The sequence below is a fragment of the Dyadobacter sp. genome (assembly GCF_017744695.1).
Classification (GTDB): domain Bacteria; phylum Bacteroidota; class Bacteroidia; order Cytophagales; family Spirosomataceae; genus Dyadobacter.
Genome location: NZ_JAGIAS010000006.1, coordinates 399506 through 417101, shown reverse-complemented (window position 1 = coordinate 417101; position 17596 = coordinate 399506). Strand labels below are relative to the sequence as shown.

At 48.7% G+C, this 17596-nt stretch carries 11 protein-coding genes; 2 read left to right on the top strand and 9 right to left on the bottom strand.

Going from position 1 to position 17596, the window contains the following annotated elements:
- Positions 1-105: 105 nt before the first annotated feature.
- The gene (locus J7619_RS22460; RefSeq protein ID WP_291203985.1) at positions 106-3060 is read right to left on the bottom strand and encodes a C25 family cysteine peptidase; all 2955 of its coding nucleotides are present in this window, start codon (positions 3058-3060) and stop codon (positions 106-108) included.
- Between the two features lie 384 nt (positions 3061-3444).
- On the opposite strand from J7619_RS22460, the gene J7619_RS22455 reads away from it, so the two are divergent.
- Both J7619_RS22455 and J7619_RS22450 read left to right on the top strand, forming a co-directional pair.
- Positions 3445-4035, top strand: coding sequence for a hypothetical protein (locus J7619_RS22455; RefSeq protein WP_291203982.1), 591 nt, complete (start codon positions 3445-3447; stop codon positions 4033-4035).
- 230 nt (positions 4036-4265) lie between these two features.
- On the top strand, positions 4266-5795 hold the full coding sequence (locus J7619_RS22450; RefSeq protein ID WP_291203980.1) for a malate:quinone oxidoreductase: 1530 nt from the start codon (positions 4266-4268) through the stop codon (positions 5793-5795).
- A gap of 54 nt (positions 5796-5849) precedes the next feature.
- On the opposite strand, the gene J7619_RS22445 is transcribed toward J7619_RS22450, so the two are convergent.
- From J7619_RS22445 to J7619_RS22410, 8 genes are all read right to left on the bottom strand, one after another.
- On the bottom strand, positions 5850-6440 hold the full coding sequence (locus J7619_RS22445; protein ID WP_291203977.1) for a Uma2 family endonuclease: 591 nt from the start codon (positions 6438-6440) through the stop codon (positions 5850-5852).
- Positions 6441-6537: 97 nt separating this feature from the next.
- Positions 6538-7383, bottom strand: a complete 846-nt coding sequence (locus tag J7619_RS22440) for a sugar phosphate isomerase/epimerase (protein WP_291203974.1) — start codon at positions 7381-7383, stop codon at positions 6538-6540.
- Between the two features lie 6 nt (positions 7384-7389).
- Positions 7390-8577: a VCBS repeat-containing protein gene (locus J7619_RS22435; protein ID WP_291203971.1), complete on the bottom strand. Its 1188-nt coding sequence runs from the start codon at positions 8575-8577 to the stop codon at positions 7390-7392.
- A gap of 53 nt (positions 8578-8630) precedes the next feature.
- Positions 8631-12197: a PVC-type heme-binding CxxCH protein gene (locus J7619_RS22430; protein ID WP_291203969.1), complete on the bottom strand. Its 3567-nt coding sequence runs from the start codon at positions 12195-12197 to the stop codon at positions 8631-8633.
- Between the two features lie 158 nt (positions 12198-12355).
- Complete coding sequence (locus J7619_RS22425) at positions 12356-13351, bottom strand: T9SS type A sorting domain-containing protein (protein WP_291203966.1); 996 nt, start codon at positions 13349-13351, stop codon at positions 12356-12358.
- A 29-nt stretch (positions 13352-13380) separates the two neighbouring features.
- Positions 13381-14475, bottom strand: coding sequence for a tail fiber domain-containing protein (locus tag J7619_RS22420; RefSeq protein ID WP_291203963.1), 1095 nt, complete (start codon positions 14473-14475; stop codon positions 13381-13383).
- A 132-nt stretch (positions 14476-14607) separates the two neighbouring features.
- Positions 14608-15642: a tail fiber domain-containing protein gene (locus J7619_RS22415; protein WP_291203961.1), complete on the bottom strand. Its 1035-nt coding sequence runs from the start codon at positions 15640-15642 to the stop codon at positions 14608-14610.
- Positions 15643-15742: 100 nt separating this feature from the next.
- Positions 15743-17539, bottom strand: a complete 1797-nt coding sequence (locus J7619_RS22410) for a hypothetical protein (RefSeq protein WP_291203959.1) — start codon at positions 17537-17539, stop codon at positions 15743-15745.
- Positions 17540-17596: the final 57 nt, after the last annotated feature.

Here is a 17596-nt window from a genome sequence, read left to right as displayed (position 1 = left end):
CATTGCAAAAACAATATTGCTGTAATAGCTATCCTCGTCTTCAATTCTGTGTGGAACATACTGGCCTTTCGTTCTTCCCTTACTGATACTCGTTTTAACTTCCGTTTATTTTTTCAAAACCTTACGCAGGTATACGTCATCATTTTCGGTCGAAATCTTAATGATGTACTCGCCTGACGGTAGGTTTTCCAGGTTTACCTCTGTCCCGGTTCCTTCTCTCTGATAGAATATGCCTTTCTGGTCCATAACATCCCAGCTTTTGATCTTGGTTGGCACATTCAATTTCAAATCCACCTTGCCAAGGGTCGGGTTTGGCCACGCTACCAAGGCAGAAGTACCTTCTCTTGTTACAGATACAATTCTTGAATAGGTAATTTCGCCTTCAACTATTTGGCCATTCACCGTGGTGGCGCGGTCAACCTGCTTCAGACGGTAATAATTTGTTCCTGCGAGTGGGTTCCGGTCCGCAAATTCATATGAAGTCGCCACATCGCTGTCTCCTTTTCCTTCTACCGAGCCAATCTCCACGAAGTTTTTTGCATTGTAGCTTCTTTCGATTACAAAATGGCTATTATTTTTTTCTGATGCGGTAACCCAGGTAACATTCACCTTATCGCTTCCTGCCGCCTTTGCATCAAATGAGACAAGGCTAACAGGCATTGGCCCTTCGTTTATCAAGATGCGCAACGCAGGGTCGCCCTGAAGAATAACTTGGTGAACATTCGCTCTGTCCGCGTCATAGTAGGAGGCAACGCGCGCATTTTGTGCCGGATTATAGGTATACCCTTTTGCAGTTTTGGTTTCCAGCGCTACTGTACGCAGAATTTGTCCGATAGTACCTCGATTTGCATCGTCCTGACCAAAAATTTTCGGATACAGGCGATCAAGATACTCGTTGGATGTAGAAGCGTAAGCATCCCAGTCATTTCCAAATACTACAATCGCGCCCGCGTTAGGAGCCAGAAGCCAGTCGAGCGACAATGGTCTTTTCCCTGAAGAAGTTGGATAGTTAGGTGGAACCGCTCCGCTAAATGGCGAAAACCTGTTGCTATAAATGTTATTCACACCACATCCGTTGTAGAACAACACAGGGTACCTATCCGTATTTGCATAACCCTTTGCGGGATCCGTAGCATAACCGAAATCGAAGTCAGTGGCATCAACGTTTCCATGACCAAAATAGGTGACCATACCAGCTCCTACTCCATTCAGATCGGCCGAAATCGTCGTAGGAACTGTCGCAGAACTTATGGGGAATTTCTTTCTTTGAATCGTGTCACCCTTGAAAGGGGCAGCGAAAATCGGACCGCTGATATCTGACAAATACTTGGCAAACGCATTAACTTCGTCCAACGTTTTTCCGCCGTTGATATGTACTACATTTTTTCGCCAGGCCAGGTCTTTTTGTTTTTCGTAAGTCCTGATCTTTTGGAGATAGTCTTTCACCTGCTGGTTCGTAATCGCTGAAATCCTTCCGACCGGGATTACAGGAACGTCATCGGGAGCGCCGCCCAATCCATCTGCCAGCAACATGTCCGACCCTGGAAAGCCTATTGTCGGTATTTCGTCCGGAATTTCACGAACGCTTCGTTCATAGTAGGTCACCGATCGTCCAAGTAACAACAGGAATTTATCCGTGTTGCTATCAGAAACCATGTAATCCACGAATCTTCTGATTGCAACAGGACTCGGCTCTCCATAGTTAAATTGGTTGTATACATCTTTAATCCTCGTAACCAACGGCTTATACTTTTTACCAGGAGATTCGGTCTGCCGGTAAGTCGCATATTCATTTGCAGAACTAAGCAGCGTGTCCGCAGTCAGGATCAGATAATCGAATGCTGCCGGATTAATTTGCTGGAATGAGACAGCAGTAGGCGTACCGGTCAGAACTTCGGTCCCCGCAAACAGTTTCATAGCACCTCCATTTCTGGATACCATCAAATCAGCCGCGGAGCCATTAATGATCCTAGGGCTGTGAGTGTTGGAAACATCGATAAGCCGCAATGTCCCTGTTGCCGGTGGATTGAGAATCGTAAAACGTGTATTACCAGACGCTGCAGGGAAATTAAACTCGTAAGAGGTTAACGTCTGCATGTCGATGTTCTGGTCGTAAGTCACAGTATAATACGAAACCGAGAAACCGTCCGTCGCCGCGCCAGTCGCCCGGAAGCCCAGCAATCCTGCTCCGTTTGCATAATCGTTATCCTGCAGTGTGAAAGGATAATCCGCGTCGAGAAAGCCTGTAACACCAGTGGTGCCTACTACACGCAAAGTGCCGGCATCTTTACCGACGCTCGTCTCTATGATTGGATTGGCACTGAATTGATATCCTCGACCTTTGAAGTGTACATTGACTTCCGGAGCATTCGATCCGTACTTCGATTTGATTTGAAAAGCGAAAGGCTCCGCCACATAAGTGTTCGTAAAAACCGCCGGTTTCGCGTTCGTTGTACGCACAGCCTGATTGTTCGCAATTCTTGTGCCGGTTCCCGCTTTTCCTTCTTCAAAATAGCTGTTCAGAGTAGCTGGTCGTGTAGGATAAGAAGTCATGTGCGAATTCTCGATCACGAACTTCTTCAAAAAAGTAAATTTGTGAAATCCCTGCTTCGGTAATCCCTGATCCGGCGAAAGCGTCTCGCTCGTTGCAACCGGTCGAGCATTGGAATCAAATGTCAGGAAGTAAGAGCTTTCGTCTGAATACGTGCTGAAATAAGTATTCTTTCTCGTTGTCGGCAAACGATAGAGCAACTCATCGGTAGAGCCGTCGTTTGGAACGCCATAAAATTCGATCTCCGTATTGGAAGCGCTTACCAAGGTAACCTCTTCTCCCCGGTGGTAAAGGTGGAGGAAATTCGGCTTGTTCTTGAATGCGTCCGGCAACGTTACCTTGTATAGTCCCGCCTTGGACACGGCAATTTTCACCCATGTCTGACCATACTTTCCATTTAACCATTCATTTCCGTACTTCCCACTCCAGGGCGTCTGCGCAAATCCATTCAGTTGAATTAGTAGTGAGGCGGCAATGAAAAAAAGAGTAGTAAACTTTTTTGTGCTCATAAAGTCCTGTTTAAATTATTATGTGTGATTTATTCTCCTTCTTCTAGATGTGTCAGAATCAGGATATTCGCGATTTGTACCATATTAAAGCTACAATATCTTTAATACTGCAGCAAATATAATTATCAAAGTGTAGTAACCTGCTTATCTCCCGCCTATTATGTTTTTAGCCGCAAAAAATTTCAACGGTTACTTGTCGCGCACGATCGTACAACGCAAAATGTGGCTTCGCTGGTACAATTTTTTAGTCTTATTTATCGCTCGGCAATACCCCAATGATCTACCGTTAATAAAGTGTATCTTTTTAATCATTGTTATCCGAGTTAATTCGTGCTTTATTTGCTTAAAAATTCTTTCTCACTTATAAACTAAACTCATACAATTATGATTAGAAGGCTGACTTTTATCGCTTGGATAGCATTAATCGGTCTGATTGCAAGTTGCGACGGCGACAAAGGTGACGTCGGACCAGCGGGCCCGGCAGGTCCTAAAGGCGAAACAGGAGCCCCCGGTAAAGATGGTGCGGACGGCGAAGACGGTAAGGACGGTGTAGGGGCCAAAGAGATCGTTGCAACGGCGGTGAAAAGCACGAAAGGAGGATATACCCTCGGTAAATCGAATCTGTCGGCAGCAGATACCGCGTTGATTAACAAAAGCGTAGTAGTCGTTTTCATTAAGAGTCAGGGAGTGTGGTGGTCTCAACCGGGAATTGTCCGTTTCGCTGATGATAAATGGACAAATTTCACGTTCGTAACACTTCTCAGAAACAACACATTCTTCGTCGACATCAGACCCCAGAGTTGGTCGGAACAACAGGATACAGCTCCTGAGCGCGATTTTGAAGCTATTCGTGCGGTGATCATTCCTGCCGAAAAACTAAGACTAAATGCCGAGGTAGATATGAAGAATTACGAGGAAGTTGTATCAACCTTCGGAATAAAAGAATCGGATATTTTGCAAGCCGACGTTAAGTAATTATCCCATCCAAAGAAAGGGCGATCTTAGGGTCGCCTTTTTCTTTTACCCCGCCCCACTTTTGCAACAAAGAAAGTTTTAATTGCCCCCTGCCAAGAACTTACAGATCGCCATAACTTTTATTTTTGAAATTATACTATTTTCGAAACAAATATTGTTAGGACGATTGTTACCTGACAGTGATTTGTACTTTTCCGGGCTTAGGCCTTCTTACCATATTTCTTTTTTTCGTGATGAATACCAAGAAGTCTTCAAAAACGAGCTCACCTGACGTGGTTTTGATTGGGGCAGGCATTATGAGCGCTACGCTCGGGGTTCTACTGAAAAAGCTTAATCCATCCATTACCATCTCGGTTTTCGAACGTCTTGACCGCGTAACCGCGGAGAGCTCAGATCCGTGGAATAACGCCGGTACCGGCCATTCCGCTTTCTGCGAATTGAACTACACGCCACAGCTGGCCGACGGCTCCATCGAAACCAAAAAGGCCGTCAAAATCGCCGAGTCATTCGAAGTATCGAAGGAGTTCTGGGCGTACCTGGTTGAAAATGGCGTGATTGATTCACCTGACGAATTTATCCACAATATTCCTCATTTGAGCTTTGTTTGGGGCGAGGAAAACGTGGAGTATCTCCGCAAGCGCTACAAAGCGCTAACCAGCCACCATTTGTTCCACGGAATGGAATATACCGAGGACAAGGATACGATCGAAAGCTGGATACCGCTGGTCATGAACGGCAGGAACGCTGATGAAAAGGTCGCTGCAACCCGCATGGAACTTGGTACGGACGTCAACTTTGGCGCGCTGACCAAAGCCATGTTCAACTACCTCGAAAAGCAGGATGGCGTGAATCTCTTCCTCAACTACGAGGTTGATGATCTTTCTCGCAAGAAGGATAACTCCTGGCTCATCGAGGTGAAGGACCGCGCCACAAAAAAAGAAAGTAAGGTCAATGCAAAGTTCGTATTCATCGGCGCAGGAGGCGGCTCGTTGCCATTGCTCGAAAAATCGAATATCCCCGAAGGTAAAGGGTTCGGAGGTTTCCCCGTCAGCGGACAATGGCTGGTATGTAACAAACCGGAAATCGTCGAAAAACACCAGGCGAAAGTGTATGGCAAGGCTTCCGTGGGCTCACCACCGATGTCTGTTCCTCACCTCGATACCCGCATTATCGACGGTAAAAAGGCATTGCTTTTCGGGCCATATGCCGGGTTTTCAACCAAGTTTTTGAAAAACGGTTCCTACCTGGACCTTCCGCTTTCTATTAAACTGAACAATATCAAACCAATGCTGGCGGCGGGACTGCACAACATTCCGCTCACCAAATACCTGATCGACCAGGTTCGGCAATCGCCGCAAGACCGGTTGGAAGCGCTGAAAGACTATTTCCCGGAAGCGAAACTGGAAGATTGGAATCTCGAAACGGCCGGCCAGCGTGTTCAGGTGATCAAAAAAGATAAAAAAGCAGGTGGTGTACTTGAATTCGGTACCGAAATGGTAACTGCCGCAGACGGTTCATTGGCTGCGTTGCTGGGCGCGTCTCCCGGCGCTTCGACCGCCGTATCGATCATGCTGGAATTGATTCACAAATGTTTCGCCGAAGCTAAATCTCCGGAATGGCAGCGCGAATTCAAGAAGATCATTCCTTCATTCGGCAAATCACTTTCCAAAGAAAAAGACTTGGCCGCGAAAACCCGTGCCTGGACTACCGAAGTGCTGCATTTGAGCGCCCCGCATTTGGAAGAGGAAGTGACTGCTTGATTTTAGGTTAATATAGAAACATTAAAGCCCCGGCCGGTGCCGGGGCTTTCTGTTTTAATCTACAAATACTTCAGAGAGATTAATTTCCAGATCCGGAAACACAACCGATCGTAATATCTCACCGTTTACTTTCGGATGTTGTCCCACAAATCTCCTGTCTCCGTCAAGCAAAAAGATATTGACATGTCCATATTCAGGATACACTACCCAATACTCCCGAACGCCGCTTTCTTCATACGCATTAAATTTTTGGCTCATTTCTCTCTGCGTATTGCCAGGAGAAAGAACTTCAATTACAAGATCGGGCGCTCCAAGGCATCCCCTATCATCTAGTTTCGTCAAATCACATATCACACAAATGTCCGGCTGCAAAACCGTTGTGATTTCTTGATTGCTCTTTTTGTCTTTGATCGGTAGCCTTACATCAAATGGTGCAGAATAAGCTTTGCAAGGATACCCCTTAATATGGTTCCCAATAGCTACGTTCAAGTTCCAGACAATGTCCTGATGCCGCCGTGACGGCGCAGGCGACATCTTATAAATATACCCCTTAATCAACTCCAAACGTTCCTGAAATTGCCATTTCAGGTAATCAGCGTAAGTATACTGCTTGGTAAGGTCCAGTTCGTCAAAACTTGTGATCATGAGCCAGTTCGTTTTTACAATATTACCAAATCCCGCTGCCCATTCCCACAACGAATGCTAACGATATAACAAAAGAACCGATTGAAAATCATCCGGCTCAAAACGCCAGCGACCGCAGAAATTGCAAACCTTCGACCGCGATCGCTTCGCGTGAGGGCTCTACTTGTCGCCAGATGGAAGCCGCTTTGGCAATCACCTTCACATCCGGTGTGAACGATTCGATAACGATGTCGCCTTGATAGTGGATATGGTCCAGCGCAGCGAAAATGCGGTCCCAGTTGATCTGATCACCACCGGGTGTACCGCGATCGCTGCCGGACGCATGCAGCAGGCCAAGCTTGCTTCCCGCCTTCCGGATAGCGAGCGCCGGGTCCTTTTCTTCCAGGTTCATGTGAAAAGTATCGAGGTGTACCTGCAATGCATCGCTACCTACTGTCTCGATCATTCGCAACGCCTGCTCACAGGTGTTGATAAAATCAGTCTCGTATCGGTTCAGCGGCTCAATTGCCAGCTTTACATCGTGCTTTAAGGCAAAATCTGCCAGTACTTTCAGGTTATCCGCAACCAGGTCCCACTGTTTACGCTTTTGATCATCAGGCACCAGTTCCGCACGGCCTACCGCAGAATAAATAGGTCCGGCCACCAACTTACTTCCCAACACCGGCGCAATGCGGATAAGTGCTTCCACATATTCGATGGCCGTCACCTGGTCCTTGCGCGTTCCGCGCAGGTCACGCCCCGGGCCGGTAGCCGCGCATACAGACCTGCATGCAAGCCCGCTATCGTCTAATGCCTTCCGGACAAAATCCGGATCGATGTCCGCCGGGTCTTCCAAAGCTATTTCAACAAAATCAAAGCCCCATTCCCTGAACTGCGGGAAAAATGACACGCTTTCGTTCGTGAATGGTGAAGAAAACAGGTAGGTATTGATGCCAAACTTCATCCGAGCTTACTTCCCTTTTTGTTGTGTAAAGATGCGTACGCCTTTTTTGTTGCCGGTAACGATGTCGAGCAAGCCGTCGCCATTCAGGTCCTCGACAGTCACGTGCAAGCCTACCCCCGAATTATCATCAATATCATGCCTGATCCAGGTGGGGACTTTACCGGGCTTATATTCAAACCATGATATAAATGCCGGCTCGAACTCGCCGGGGTCGTTTCCATTATGCGCGAAATAGCGTTTGCCTGTTACAAAATCGGGGTGTCCGTCGCCATTCATGTCTTTCAGCGCGAGGCCGTGCGTCTGCGAAATGGTTTTATCGATATCGTGATGGATCCAGACCGTTTCATTGCCTTCCTTCCGCTGCTCGTGCCACCAGATGCCGTAGTTATGCGCAGAAGCGCTCAACACGTCGTTCAGGCCGTCGCCATTCAAATCCAAGACATACATTTGTGAACAATCCTGTCCCAGATCAGCCGGATGGAACTTCCAGTCCTTGTCCTTGGGGTATTTGGCAGGCCCTTCCGCCGGTCCTTCCCACCATCCGCTTCGCACGAGCACATCCTTACGGCCATCACCATTAATATCGCCATAGCCGATCCCGTGCGTGTACATATGCGTGGAATTGTTGGGATCGTTACTGATCACATATTTCTCCCAGGTCGTTTCGCCTTTTTTGGAAGGGCATTTCAACCAAATCACTTTCTTACCCGTCGGATCATTGCAAAGTAGATCCAACCGGCCGTCCCCATCGATATCCACCAACTGCGGCGACTCATTCCCTACCGAAGAATAAATGGTATGCACCGGCCAATGTCCCGGTTTGTTTTGTGGGTTCTCGTGCCAGGCAGCAGCCTTTCCCGGCCAATCAATGCGAATAAGATCTATCCAGCCATCCTGGTTCACATCCATGGCGAAATCCAGGAAAGAATCGCTGTAACTGCCATTCACGATAAATTCTTGCGGCTTGGCGAGTTCGTGTTCCTTCCAGTCCGGCGCTTCGAACCAATAGGCCCCGGAAAGAATATCCTTTTTGCCATCCTTGTTTACATCGCCCATGGCGGCACCTTCCGCAATGAATCGCTTGGTGAGCTCTGTTTTTTTAAATACAAGAGCCGCTCCGCTCTTTCCTTTCTTCTGTGCCGACGCATTCGTCCATGCGAAAGCAACTATATTGATCAAACAAAACCACTTCAAAACTCTTCCGGTTAACAGCATCGGATTTATGGGTTAGGATTAATACTCAAATATCATTTTACCCCCAACAGGTAGTCGAGCAATGCATAAAAGTCCTTTTCAGGAATGATATTGCGGAACTGGTCGGGCATTAAAGTGTACTTGGACGCCCGGTATTCTTTCATATCGCCTTTTGCCACCGAAAACTCCTGTCCTGTCATGTCCGCGAACACAATCGTCTCGCCTTCGGTCCTGCGGTACAAGCCCGTGAGGGTCTTTTCATTTTTCAATGTGATATTATAAGTACGAAACGCCTCAGTTATATTCCTGTTGGGGTCAAGGATTTTTTGGGTTAATGCCTTATGGCCCCAGTTCCCGATGCCGTCAAGTTGCGGTCCAACGAGCCCTCCCGAGCCCTGTATCTGGTGGCAACCGCTGCAATTCTGTACAAAAATGACCTTTCCTGCGTCTGAAAACGTAGCAGCCGGTTTGAAATTCGCAATGCGTGCATCGATCAGCTTCTGACGTTCTTCCCGCTCAGATGCCCCCGATGTAAGCAGCTGCCTCATTTGGGTTTGCTGCGAAGCGTCCGCATTGTTGGTAAGCCGTTCCTGCACCGGCACCTCGGTGGCGATATCGGCCCCAAGCTCCTCGTCTTTGAATGCATTCAACAAATAGCCTATACCTTCCGAAGTATTGGCCAGTACGGTCGCAATTACGATCTGAAGATTACGTGCGCCAGTTGCCAGTTGCTTTTTCAATATTTCGTAAACCGACGGAGACGCTGCCTGCCCGAGGGCCACGGCAAGTTTCTCTCGCAGGGTCGGCAGCTCCGCCGGATCGTTGAACACATCCGAAAGCACATCCGTATTTCCTTTTGGATCAATGTTCATCAGCGCCCCCGCAGCGGCACTTCTTACCGTGTAATCCATCCATCTGGTTTGCAAAATACTTCTCAATGCAGGTTGAAGGGATTGAATACGATACTCTCCGGCAATTTCCGCAGCTGCAATCCTTTGTTCCGAAGTGGTGGATGGCCCTATTTTGGGAATCGTAACGACAGCCGGCTCAAACTGACCGATGCCAATCGAACCCGTGCGCGAGCTGTCCAGTGCCTCGATATACCCCATTTGCCCTTCATACCCGGCCAGATTGAATGTGGCATTGCGGATCAGTTCCCTGAACTGCATAGGCTCCGCCTGATTAACCCGATACTCCGCCACGACCTTTCCGCTATCGGCTAAGCGGATTTTTACCGAGTTTTTCGAAATGCCCCTTTTCTCGGCGCGATTATGGACATCATTATCAAACACATTCATTTTCAATGTCGACGGCAGCTTGAACGGCACCGAGTACAATGCCGATTGCGGCCCATAGCCTCCTTTTTCGCTTAAAACAATTCGAAATGCAGGCATTACATCTACGAGAAAGTGCTCGGAAACAGTCCAGGAATTCACCGGATCGGCATCCTTAGCAACTTTTCTGATTTTCCACGTTTCGGCCTCAGCCGATATATTGTCCAAAAATTTACGGGCCAACTGTTCGCCCCAGGCAACCATTTTCGGACTCGGCGCAGCTCCGCTTTGCCGTATACCCGCCTGAATTGTACGATACAGCGAAAGCTGCTTTTCCGGTTCATGGGCAAACTTCGCATTGATGAGGCCAATAGCCTTCTCGATCTGGTAAGGCGCTGCGAGCCGGCCAATGTATTCGAGGTTATTCAAAAGGTCGTTGGAATCCAGCTCGTGCGTGAGCGTGTAGTTGAGCACGAATGCAGCGCCCGCGGATGACGGCTCATCCAATAGCGCTTTATTCAGCAGTGCCAATTGCCTGTCCGTCCATCGCATCGCAGGAACGCGCCACATCACGCTGGTATTTTTCAGGTTGTTACGAACGCCCAGCAATGCAGTATAGCGCAAATGCGTGTCCTCAGGCAACGTTTTTTCATACAAATCCATCAACAACGCCAGATTTTCAGGCTTGGGGAAACGCGTCAAAACCTCCGCAGCTCCTCTACGGATAAACGGATCATCAGATTTTATTACTTCGGTAACCGTTTGGTAATGCGCATCGGTGATCGCATTTCGCTCTCCCAAAATACGCAATGCATGAATTTTCACTGCCTGGTCGGTGCTTACCAATGCATTATCCAGTAGCCGGTCGTCGAGCGCGCCAAGCCGGTGTAATATCCACAATGCATGTACCTGAGCAACGGCATCGGCGTGGCCCAAAAGGCCCTTTACCGGTACGATAGCACGCTCCTTCCAGGTATCCACAAGCCGGTCGGCCACTTTGAGGCGTGTATTCAACTGCGGATGTTTCAGCCCTTCCAACAGTTGTGCTATCGGGGCTTTCGACCAATCGGTAACCGGCAGGTTTTCATGTGCCTCGGTGCCCTTATAAGTCACCTTCCAAATCCGCCCGCTAACCCGGTCGCGACCTGGATGATTTAAGGCGACTTCATAATGTCCGATGATCCTGTTATAAAAGTCGGCAATGTAAAGGGCCCCATCCGGCCCTACTTTGATATCTACCGGCCTGAACCACGGATCTTTGCTGATCAGGAGCGGCTCTTCCTTTTTTGAAGAGGGTGTTGAACCATTAAAGCTAACCGTATTCCGGTCGATGCGGCAGGTGACCACATCGCCGGTGAAAAAACTGCCGCGGTACCTGGCCGGAAATTGTCTTCCCGTGTAATAAATCAGTCCTGCCAATGCGGTCGAACCTAGGTCGTATGTCATCATCGCCGGTGCAAAACCCAGCCCGACAGGTGCCTTCTTCCCGAAATGCGGATAATCTCCGCCAAATATCAGCTGGGTAATAGGTTTGGTATGGCAATCCACGGAATACAAATAGCCCTTCTCATCATAGGCGTAGCCGAATGGGTTCACGCGCCCGAAGGTAGTCTGCTCCACGTGGCTCCCATCCATTTTCACCCTGAAAGTATTCCCGGAAGTCATACGTATCGAATCGCCATCCGTCCCCGCAACGTTCGACACATTAGAGAAACCGTGGCACACATGCAGCCAGCCGTCGTACCCGCGCATGAGGTTATTCACCATCCCATGCGTGTCCTTATGCCCGAAACCACCAAGCAGCACTTCCCTGCTGTCGGCCTTACCGTCGTTATTAGCGTCTTTGAAATGATAAAGATTGGGAATGCTGTACCCGATCGCGCCGTCGGCAACAGGCATAATGCCGATCGGGATATTGAGGTTATCGTCGAAATGCGTGAAAGTATCGGCCCGGCCATCGCCGTTTTTGTCTTCGAGGATCGTGATCCGGTCCTTGCCGTCACTTTCTCCCGCTGCCACCGGATATTCCGATGATTGCGTCACCCACAACCGACCCCGATCATCGAACTCCATGTTCATCGGTTTGGTAATGTCTGGTTCGGAAGCAAAAAGGGTCACTTCGAAACCTTCGGGGAGTACAAAACTGAGGCGTTCATCTTCCGGCGTTTGGAAGCCAGTCGTCCGGATATGTTCTGCGTAAATGTCCGGTTCAGCTTTCTGAGGCGTGTTGGCCACCGTTACATTCTGGCCAGACTTTTTGGGAGATTTGCAACTTTGTGCATAGAACAACAGGCAGGCGGTCAGCAATGACAGACCGATTCTGAAAGCACTTCGGAATGGCGGCATACGATCGAGAAGGAAAGCAGGGTTAAGGAATTTCGTTGAATAAGTATTGGTAACTAAACCCGGCAAGCCGGTAATTTTACTATGATAATTAGGATTAAAATCAGAATCCGGGCTATTGTGTGCGTTACCGGCAACACCATAGCCCGGATCGGGGAATATCAGTACTTGACAAAATGTGCACGTTCGGAGCTTCCGTCACCATATTCGACCTGCAGAATGTAAGTCCCCGGTTGGAAGCCGGTTAAAGGAACATATTTCTCCTTTGGTCCATTTATTCCACGGGCTTCCTTGACAACGTTACCGCCGGCATTCAATACACTGATCTTCGTGACCTTTGACCAGTCTTTTACGCCCATTTCAAGCCGATCGCCTGCCGGGTTGGGGAAGACAACCAGATCCGATCCGTCCCACAATACTTTCCGGATCTGACTGAATGCAAAAGTGCCGTCACGGTCAACCATTTTCAACCGGTAGTAACCCGTCCCTGTAACCGGCTTAGCATCTATATAACCATAGCTTGATTGCCGGCTGCTTTCACCCGCCGACCGCACCTGATCCAATGCCTTCCAATCTTTTGCGTCATGGCTTCGCTGGATTTCAAAGAAATCGCTGTTTGTTTCAAAGGACGTTTTCCACGATAACTTCACACTTCTTCCTTCCTTTTCCGCATCGAATGTCACCAGCGTAACCGGCAGCGCGCTTTGAGCATTTACGAGCGTAAGCAACTTAATGTCCAGGTCGGCGACGTCCTTGGACACAAAGTGCAAACCCAGGTCACGTGCAGAGCCTGACATCGTCACAAACCCCGACTCATCCGACCATGAATTCGCCAACTCCAACAGGGATTCCGTATTGCCATTCAACTCGGCCGGATCGTATATAATACCCAAATTCCCGTGAAAATTGACCGGATTATTGAAAACATACTTCTTGTTAATACTGGCGTTCGGGTTACCCGGCACAGCGGTATGTTCTACCGTGAGCGAATAGTTGTTGCCGAGATTGAGATCTTCGCTGGGCACCAAAACGAGGCTGTCCATCGCCAATATCGTCCCGATTTTGACATACATACTATTTCCTGTTACAATCTGCGATTGCACCTGCATCGACCATATACAACACAATGCCAACGCAATTGATGTTTTGATCTTCATTTGTAAAAATTTTGTGTGTGAACCGATATTCATTTTTTCACTGCAAACCCCGTTTCCTTACTTCCTCCGGGCATTCTGTTGCTTGTTGCCAGTTGAGCCTTGATTTCCGCCAGCTCTACCAGCAACTCATGGTTTTGCTTCTCCAACTGCTCAGTCCTCTTAGCCAACGCCTGAATGGCAATCAGATTAATGCCATCGAAATCCGCCTGGTTGATCGTCGTGTCAGTCCCGATCGTGCCATATTCATCTTTCCCGAATGCCGCAAAAAAATCCTGCGCCATGGGGCCGTAGTGCCGGAGTGTCCTCGGGTCCTGACCTTTGTAGTTCCAGGATGTGAGGTTCATTCTGGCGATTTTATTCAAAAAGTCCTCGCCGTTGACCGGGGCGAAGTTTTCCTTCTTGTTTACGTCAGAAGTAACCTGCCAGGCATTTCCATTGGCTGGAAGGAGAACTCCGACGGTAGCCATATTATCCGTATACAATCGGTAGCCACCTGTAAATGCCATTGTCATTTGATAATTGGAAACGCTCTTGACTTGTGTATTTCCATAACCCAAAACAAAGGAGCCTGTTTTGCCGTTGGTCGAGCCGTTCCCAATGACGACAGAATTGGTTGCGTCTGCAATGGCACCGCTTCCCAAAGCAATCGCATTGTGTCCGCTTGCCAGGGTTTGGCTCCCATAAGCGTATGAATAATTACCTGACGCACTCGTGCTAAACCCACCGGCGAAGGAGCCCATTCCGCTTGCAGATGTCCGTTGCCCAAAAGAAAAAGCGCTATTCCCGGTAGCGAAGGTTTCGTAACCCACTGCGAACGAAAATGCTCCAAAACCATTCGGGTCGAGCCCTGCTACTCCTACGCGCTGCCCTATTGATCGAAAAGCGCCTTTGCTCTGCGCCCATAACAAACCATACTCCATGGGTTCCGGCATTCCCGGATCGTAAAATGGATCATTTTCGGCCGGTAACTGGGGCGTTGTAATCAAAAATGAGCCATCATGTACATGCAACTTAGCCTGCGGTGTTTCGGTACCGATCCCAACCTGGGCTTTGGAAAAGTGTGTAATCAAACTCAAAGCCATTGCACCCAATGCAATGCGCCCTGCATTCTTTAAATGTTTCATCGTGCGTGATTGTAAAAGTTTAACATTTGACATTTTAATGCCGAATGTCAGCCAATTACTCTACAATCACACAGATCGATACCCGAGTGGTTCTTTATGTTTATTTGCCGGAATGTAGTAGTTCCACGGATACTACTTCCGAACCGCCAGTATACGTTTCTTCTTCCTTCCCTGTTCGGATCGGGCCGCTGCCAACTCAGTCTTGATTGTGGCAATCTCCGCACTCATTTCTTCCATTCTTCGAATCAATGCCTGCACGGCTATCAGGTTCACGCCGTCGAAATCTGCCTGGTTAATGGTTGTGTCCGATCCGATCGTGCCATACGCGTCTTGTCCGAATGCTTTGTAAAAATCCTGCGCCATTGGTCCGTAGTGGCGGTATTGCTTAGGATCCTGACCTTTATAGTTCCATGATGTCAGGCTCATCTTGCTAATCTTTTGCAGGAAGTCCTCGCCATTAACAGGGGCAAAGTTTTCTTTTTTGTTGACGTCGGAAACCATCGACCATGCATTCCCATTAGGGGATAGGAAAACACCTGTACCGGCATTAGCGCTACTATATAATTTGTATCCTCCCGCAAACCGCATCATCATCTGGTTATCAGCATCATTTTGTGAAACACCACTGCCATCCCCGAATATGAATGAGCTGCTTTTTTGGTTGGTCGAAACCTGATAACCCATTGCAACGGAACGATCTCCGTTAGCTGTGCAAAAAGTCCCGTGCGCGAACGACTGTAGACCACTTGCGGCCGAAAAATATCCCGTCGCCAGCGAAGCCCGCCCACTCGCCGATGTTTTTATTCCCAGCGCCGTTCCTGCAATACCTTGCGCGGAAACTTCAAATCCTGAGGCAAACGAAAAATTGCCCGTCGTTAACGGATCTAAAATGCCTCCGCCAACAGCTTGACTTACAACCCTGAAAGCACTCTTGTCGTAAAACCATTTGACCATATATTCGATAGGCGTTGGATTTGACGGATCATACAACGGATGATTCTGAGGATCCATACTTTTACTGGTGGCCAGTACCGATCCATCATGAACATGCAATCGTGCCTGTGGCAACGTCGTCCCGATCCCTACCTGTGCGTTCGCATTGTACGCGGCTAAACTCAAAGCAACTGCACTCAGTACTATTCGTCCCGCTTCATTTAATTTTTTCATCGTTCGTGATGTATTTGGTTTAACATTGAAAATTGAAACCTTCAATCTCAATGTATTGATTTACAATCACGTTACCCGATCTCCGTTCGGTAGGGTTCAGTTATTTTCCGGGCTTATATTGATAGTTTCCCCGCCCCGCCGGCGCGGTATCCCCGTTCAACCAGAAATCCATCACGTCGCCGTCATTCTGCATGTTATCATTCCATTTAAATTCCAAATCGGGCTCTCCCGATATGCCCAGCACAGATTTCGGAACTTTGATTTCCAGCTTGTTCCCCGAAACAGAATACTCCGCTTCCCCGGCTTTTTGCCAGTTCCAGGCAGCATCCGTTTTTTCGACAATGGCTTTCGGCCCCGGGTTAATGCGATTGATTACAAAGTCATTGCCTTCCCAACCGGTATTCTTGTCCCGATCCGTATTGATAAAAAGCCGCATCCAGCCTGGGTCTGTGGGCGGGCTGAGCGCTTTGGCGGTCTCTACGTAAAAATAAATGTGGTCCTGATCACGGGCGACTTTGGAAAGCACAATATCGTTGCGTCCCGTGGTATTGCGGTAAACCATACTACCCCAGCCCGGGCTATTTCGGTGAAGCGTATTGCCCTTATGGGCCTTAAATGTCGGCGAAACGCGCTCCCATTCTTTAAACTGCCCGTCAACCTTAATGGTAATTGCCGCCGAGGCACGCTGTGGCGCAGGCAGGCCCTTAAAGCGCCGGATATTGGCGGCCATCTGATAATAGTAATTGTCCCCGTGCCCGCCTTTCATCGGCTCGATGTCGCGGCTGCCTTCCTGATCGAATTCGTCGGGGAATGCGTTGGTTTGCTGTTGCCATACGTCATAACGCCCGGCGATCCACTCATTCCAGCCTGTGACAAATATCAGTTCGGGATTGATTTCCCTCGCGCGGTCCCATTGTTCCTGGAAATTATGCCCGTAATTCACCGCGCCGGCATCGGTAATGTGCCCTTTCGCATACGTGTAGCTCCGCCCGAACGAGCCGGTTGCATTCAATGCGGTCAGGCCCCGTTCTTTGGTCCAGTTCTGCGCGACACCCACTGTGGCTTGCTCGAAACCTCCATCGGCATTTTTTCTAAAACCATGCTGCGGGTAAATTTCCAGCCACCCCCAATGATCGGCTTTTTCGGGGCCTTTGTTATATACCGGCTGGCCGGGCCTGAATGTGAAAAATTCCCGCATTTCCTTTTCCAGTTCCGGCTGAGCCGGCTGGCCTTTCATTGTTTCGGTAAATGCCGGATCGGCCATAATGAACGGTTTACCTTTCCATTGAAACCACAGATCCTTGTATTTACCGGGCTTGTAAAGGTCGCGGTAGATTTCACGGATGATTTCCTTTCCGCCGTCACTCACCCAAAATGGCAGCATGAATGCGATTTGCGGCGTGTTAACACCATCCTTTCGTGCTTGCGTGAATACTTCACAAAGCTTCATGTACGATTCCTTCCAGGTAATGTTGCCGTTGGTACAGTCAAAAATGATCATATCCACGCCCGCGTCGGCTAGCATTTCGGCGTGTTTGCGCAGTACCCATTCATCGGTATCGATGTAATACCCAAATAACGGCTCAGCCCAGAACCACGGACTGCTGCGCTTCGGCCAGATAGGGTTCTTGAAATCGTGGACAGCTTTCGGATCTCGCGCGAGGTATTCTGTCACGTTCAGCGGAGGATTGTTTTTGGCCTGCTGCGTGTGCCATGTCCAGTAAAAAAGCCCCACGAATTTGTCCTTTTTCAAATCGCCGACTTCGGCATGATCCGGCAGCTTGCGGCCCACTGCGTCGGTGGCGGTGACGTCGGCGGTGTAATTCTGTGCAAATACATTCGGAATGAAAAATCCCGAAAACAACATCCACACAATGTTGCAATATCTGATTTTCATGTTCTACAATTCTTGCGGTGCGCTGCACCTTATTGGACTGTTCATTTCTACAATTCT

What these genes read in the sequence shown, in the direction of transcription:
- J7619_RS22430 (WP_291203969.1), bottom strand. Translation starts at nt 12,197, where the DNA reads ATGCCGCCATTCCGAAGTGCTTTCAGAATCGGTCTGTCATTGCTGACC.
- J7619_RS22420 (WP_291203963.1), bottom strand. Translation starts at nt 14,475, where the DNA reads ATGAAACATTTAAAGAATGCAGGGCGCATTGCATTGGGTGCAATGGCT.
- J7619_RS22455 (WP_291203982.1), top strand. Translation starts at nt 3,445, where the DNA reads ATGATTAGAAGGCTGACTTTTATCGCTTGGATAGCATTAATCGGTCTG.
- J7619_RS22440 (WP_291203974.1), bottom strand. Translation starts at nt 7,383, where the DNA reads ATGAAGTTTGGCATCAATACCTACCTGTTTTCTTCACCATTCACGAAC.
- J7619_RS22410 (WP_291203959.1), bottom strand. Translation starts at nt 17,539, where the DNA reads ATGAAAATCAGATATTGCAACATTGTGTGGATGTTGTTTTCGGGATTT.
- J7619_RS22415 (WP_291203961.1), bottom strand. Translation starts at nt 15,642, where the DNA reads ATGAAAAAATTAAATGAAGCGGGACGAATAGTACTGAGTGCAGTTGCT.
- J7619_RS22460 (WP_291203985.1), bottom strand. Translation starts at nt 3,060, where the DNA reads ATGAGCACAAAAAAGTTTACTACTCTTTTTTTCATTGCCGCCTCACTA.
- J7619_RS22445 (WP_291203977.1), bottom strand. Translation starts at nt 6,440, where the DNA reads ATGATCACAAGTTTTGACGAACTGGACCTTACCAAGCAGTATACTTAC.
- J7619_RS22425 (WP_291203966.1), bottom strand. Translation starts at nt 13,351, where the DNA reads ATGAAGATCAAAACATCAATTGCGTTGGCATTGTGTTGTATATGGTCG.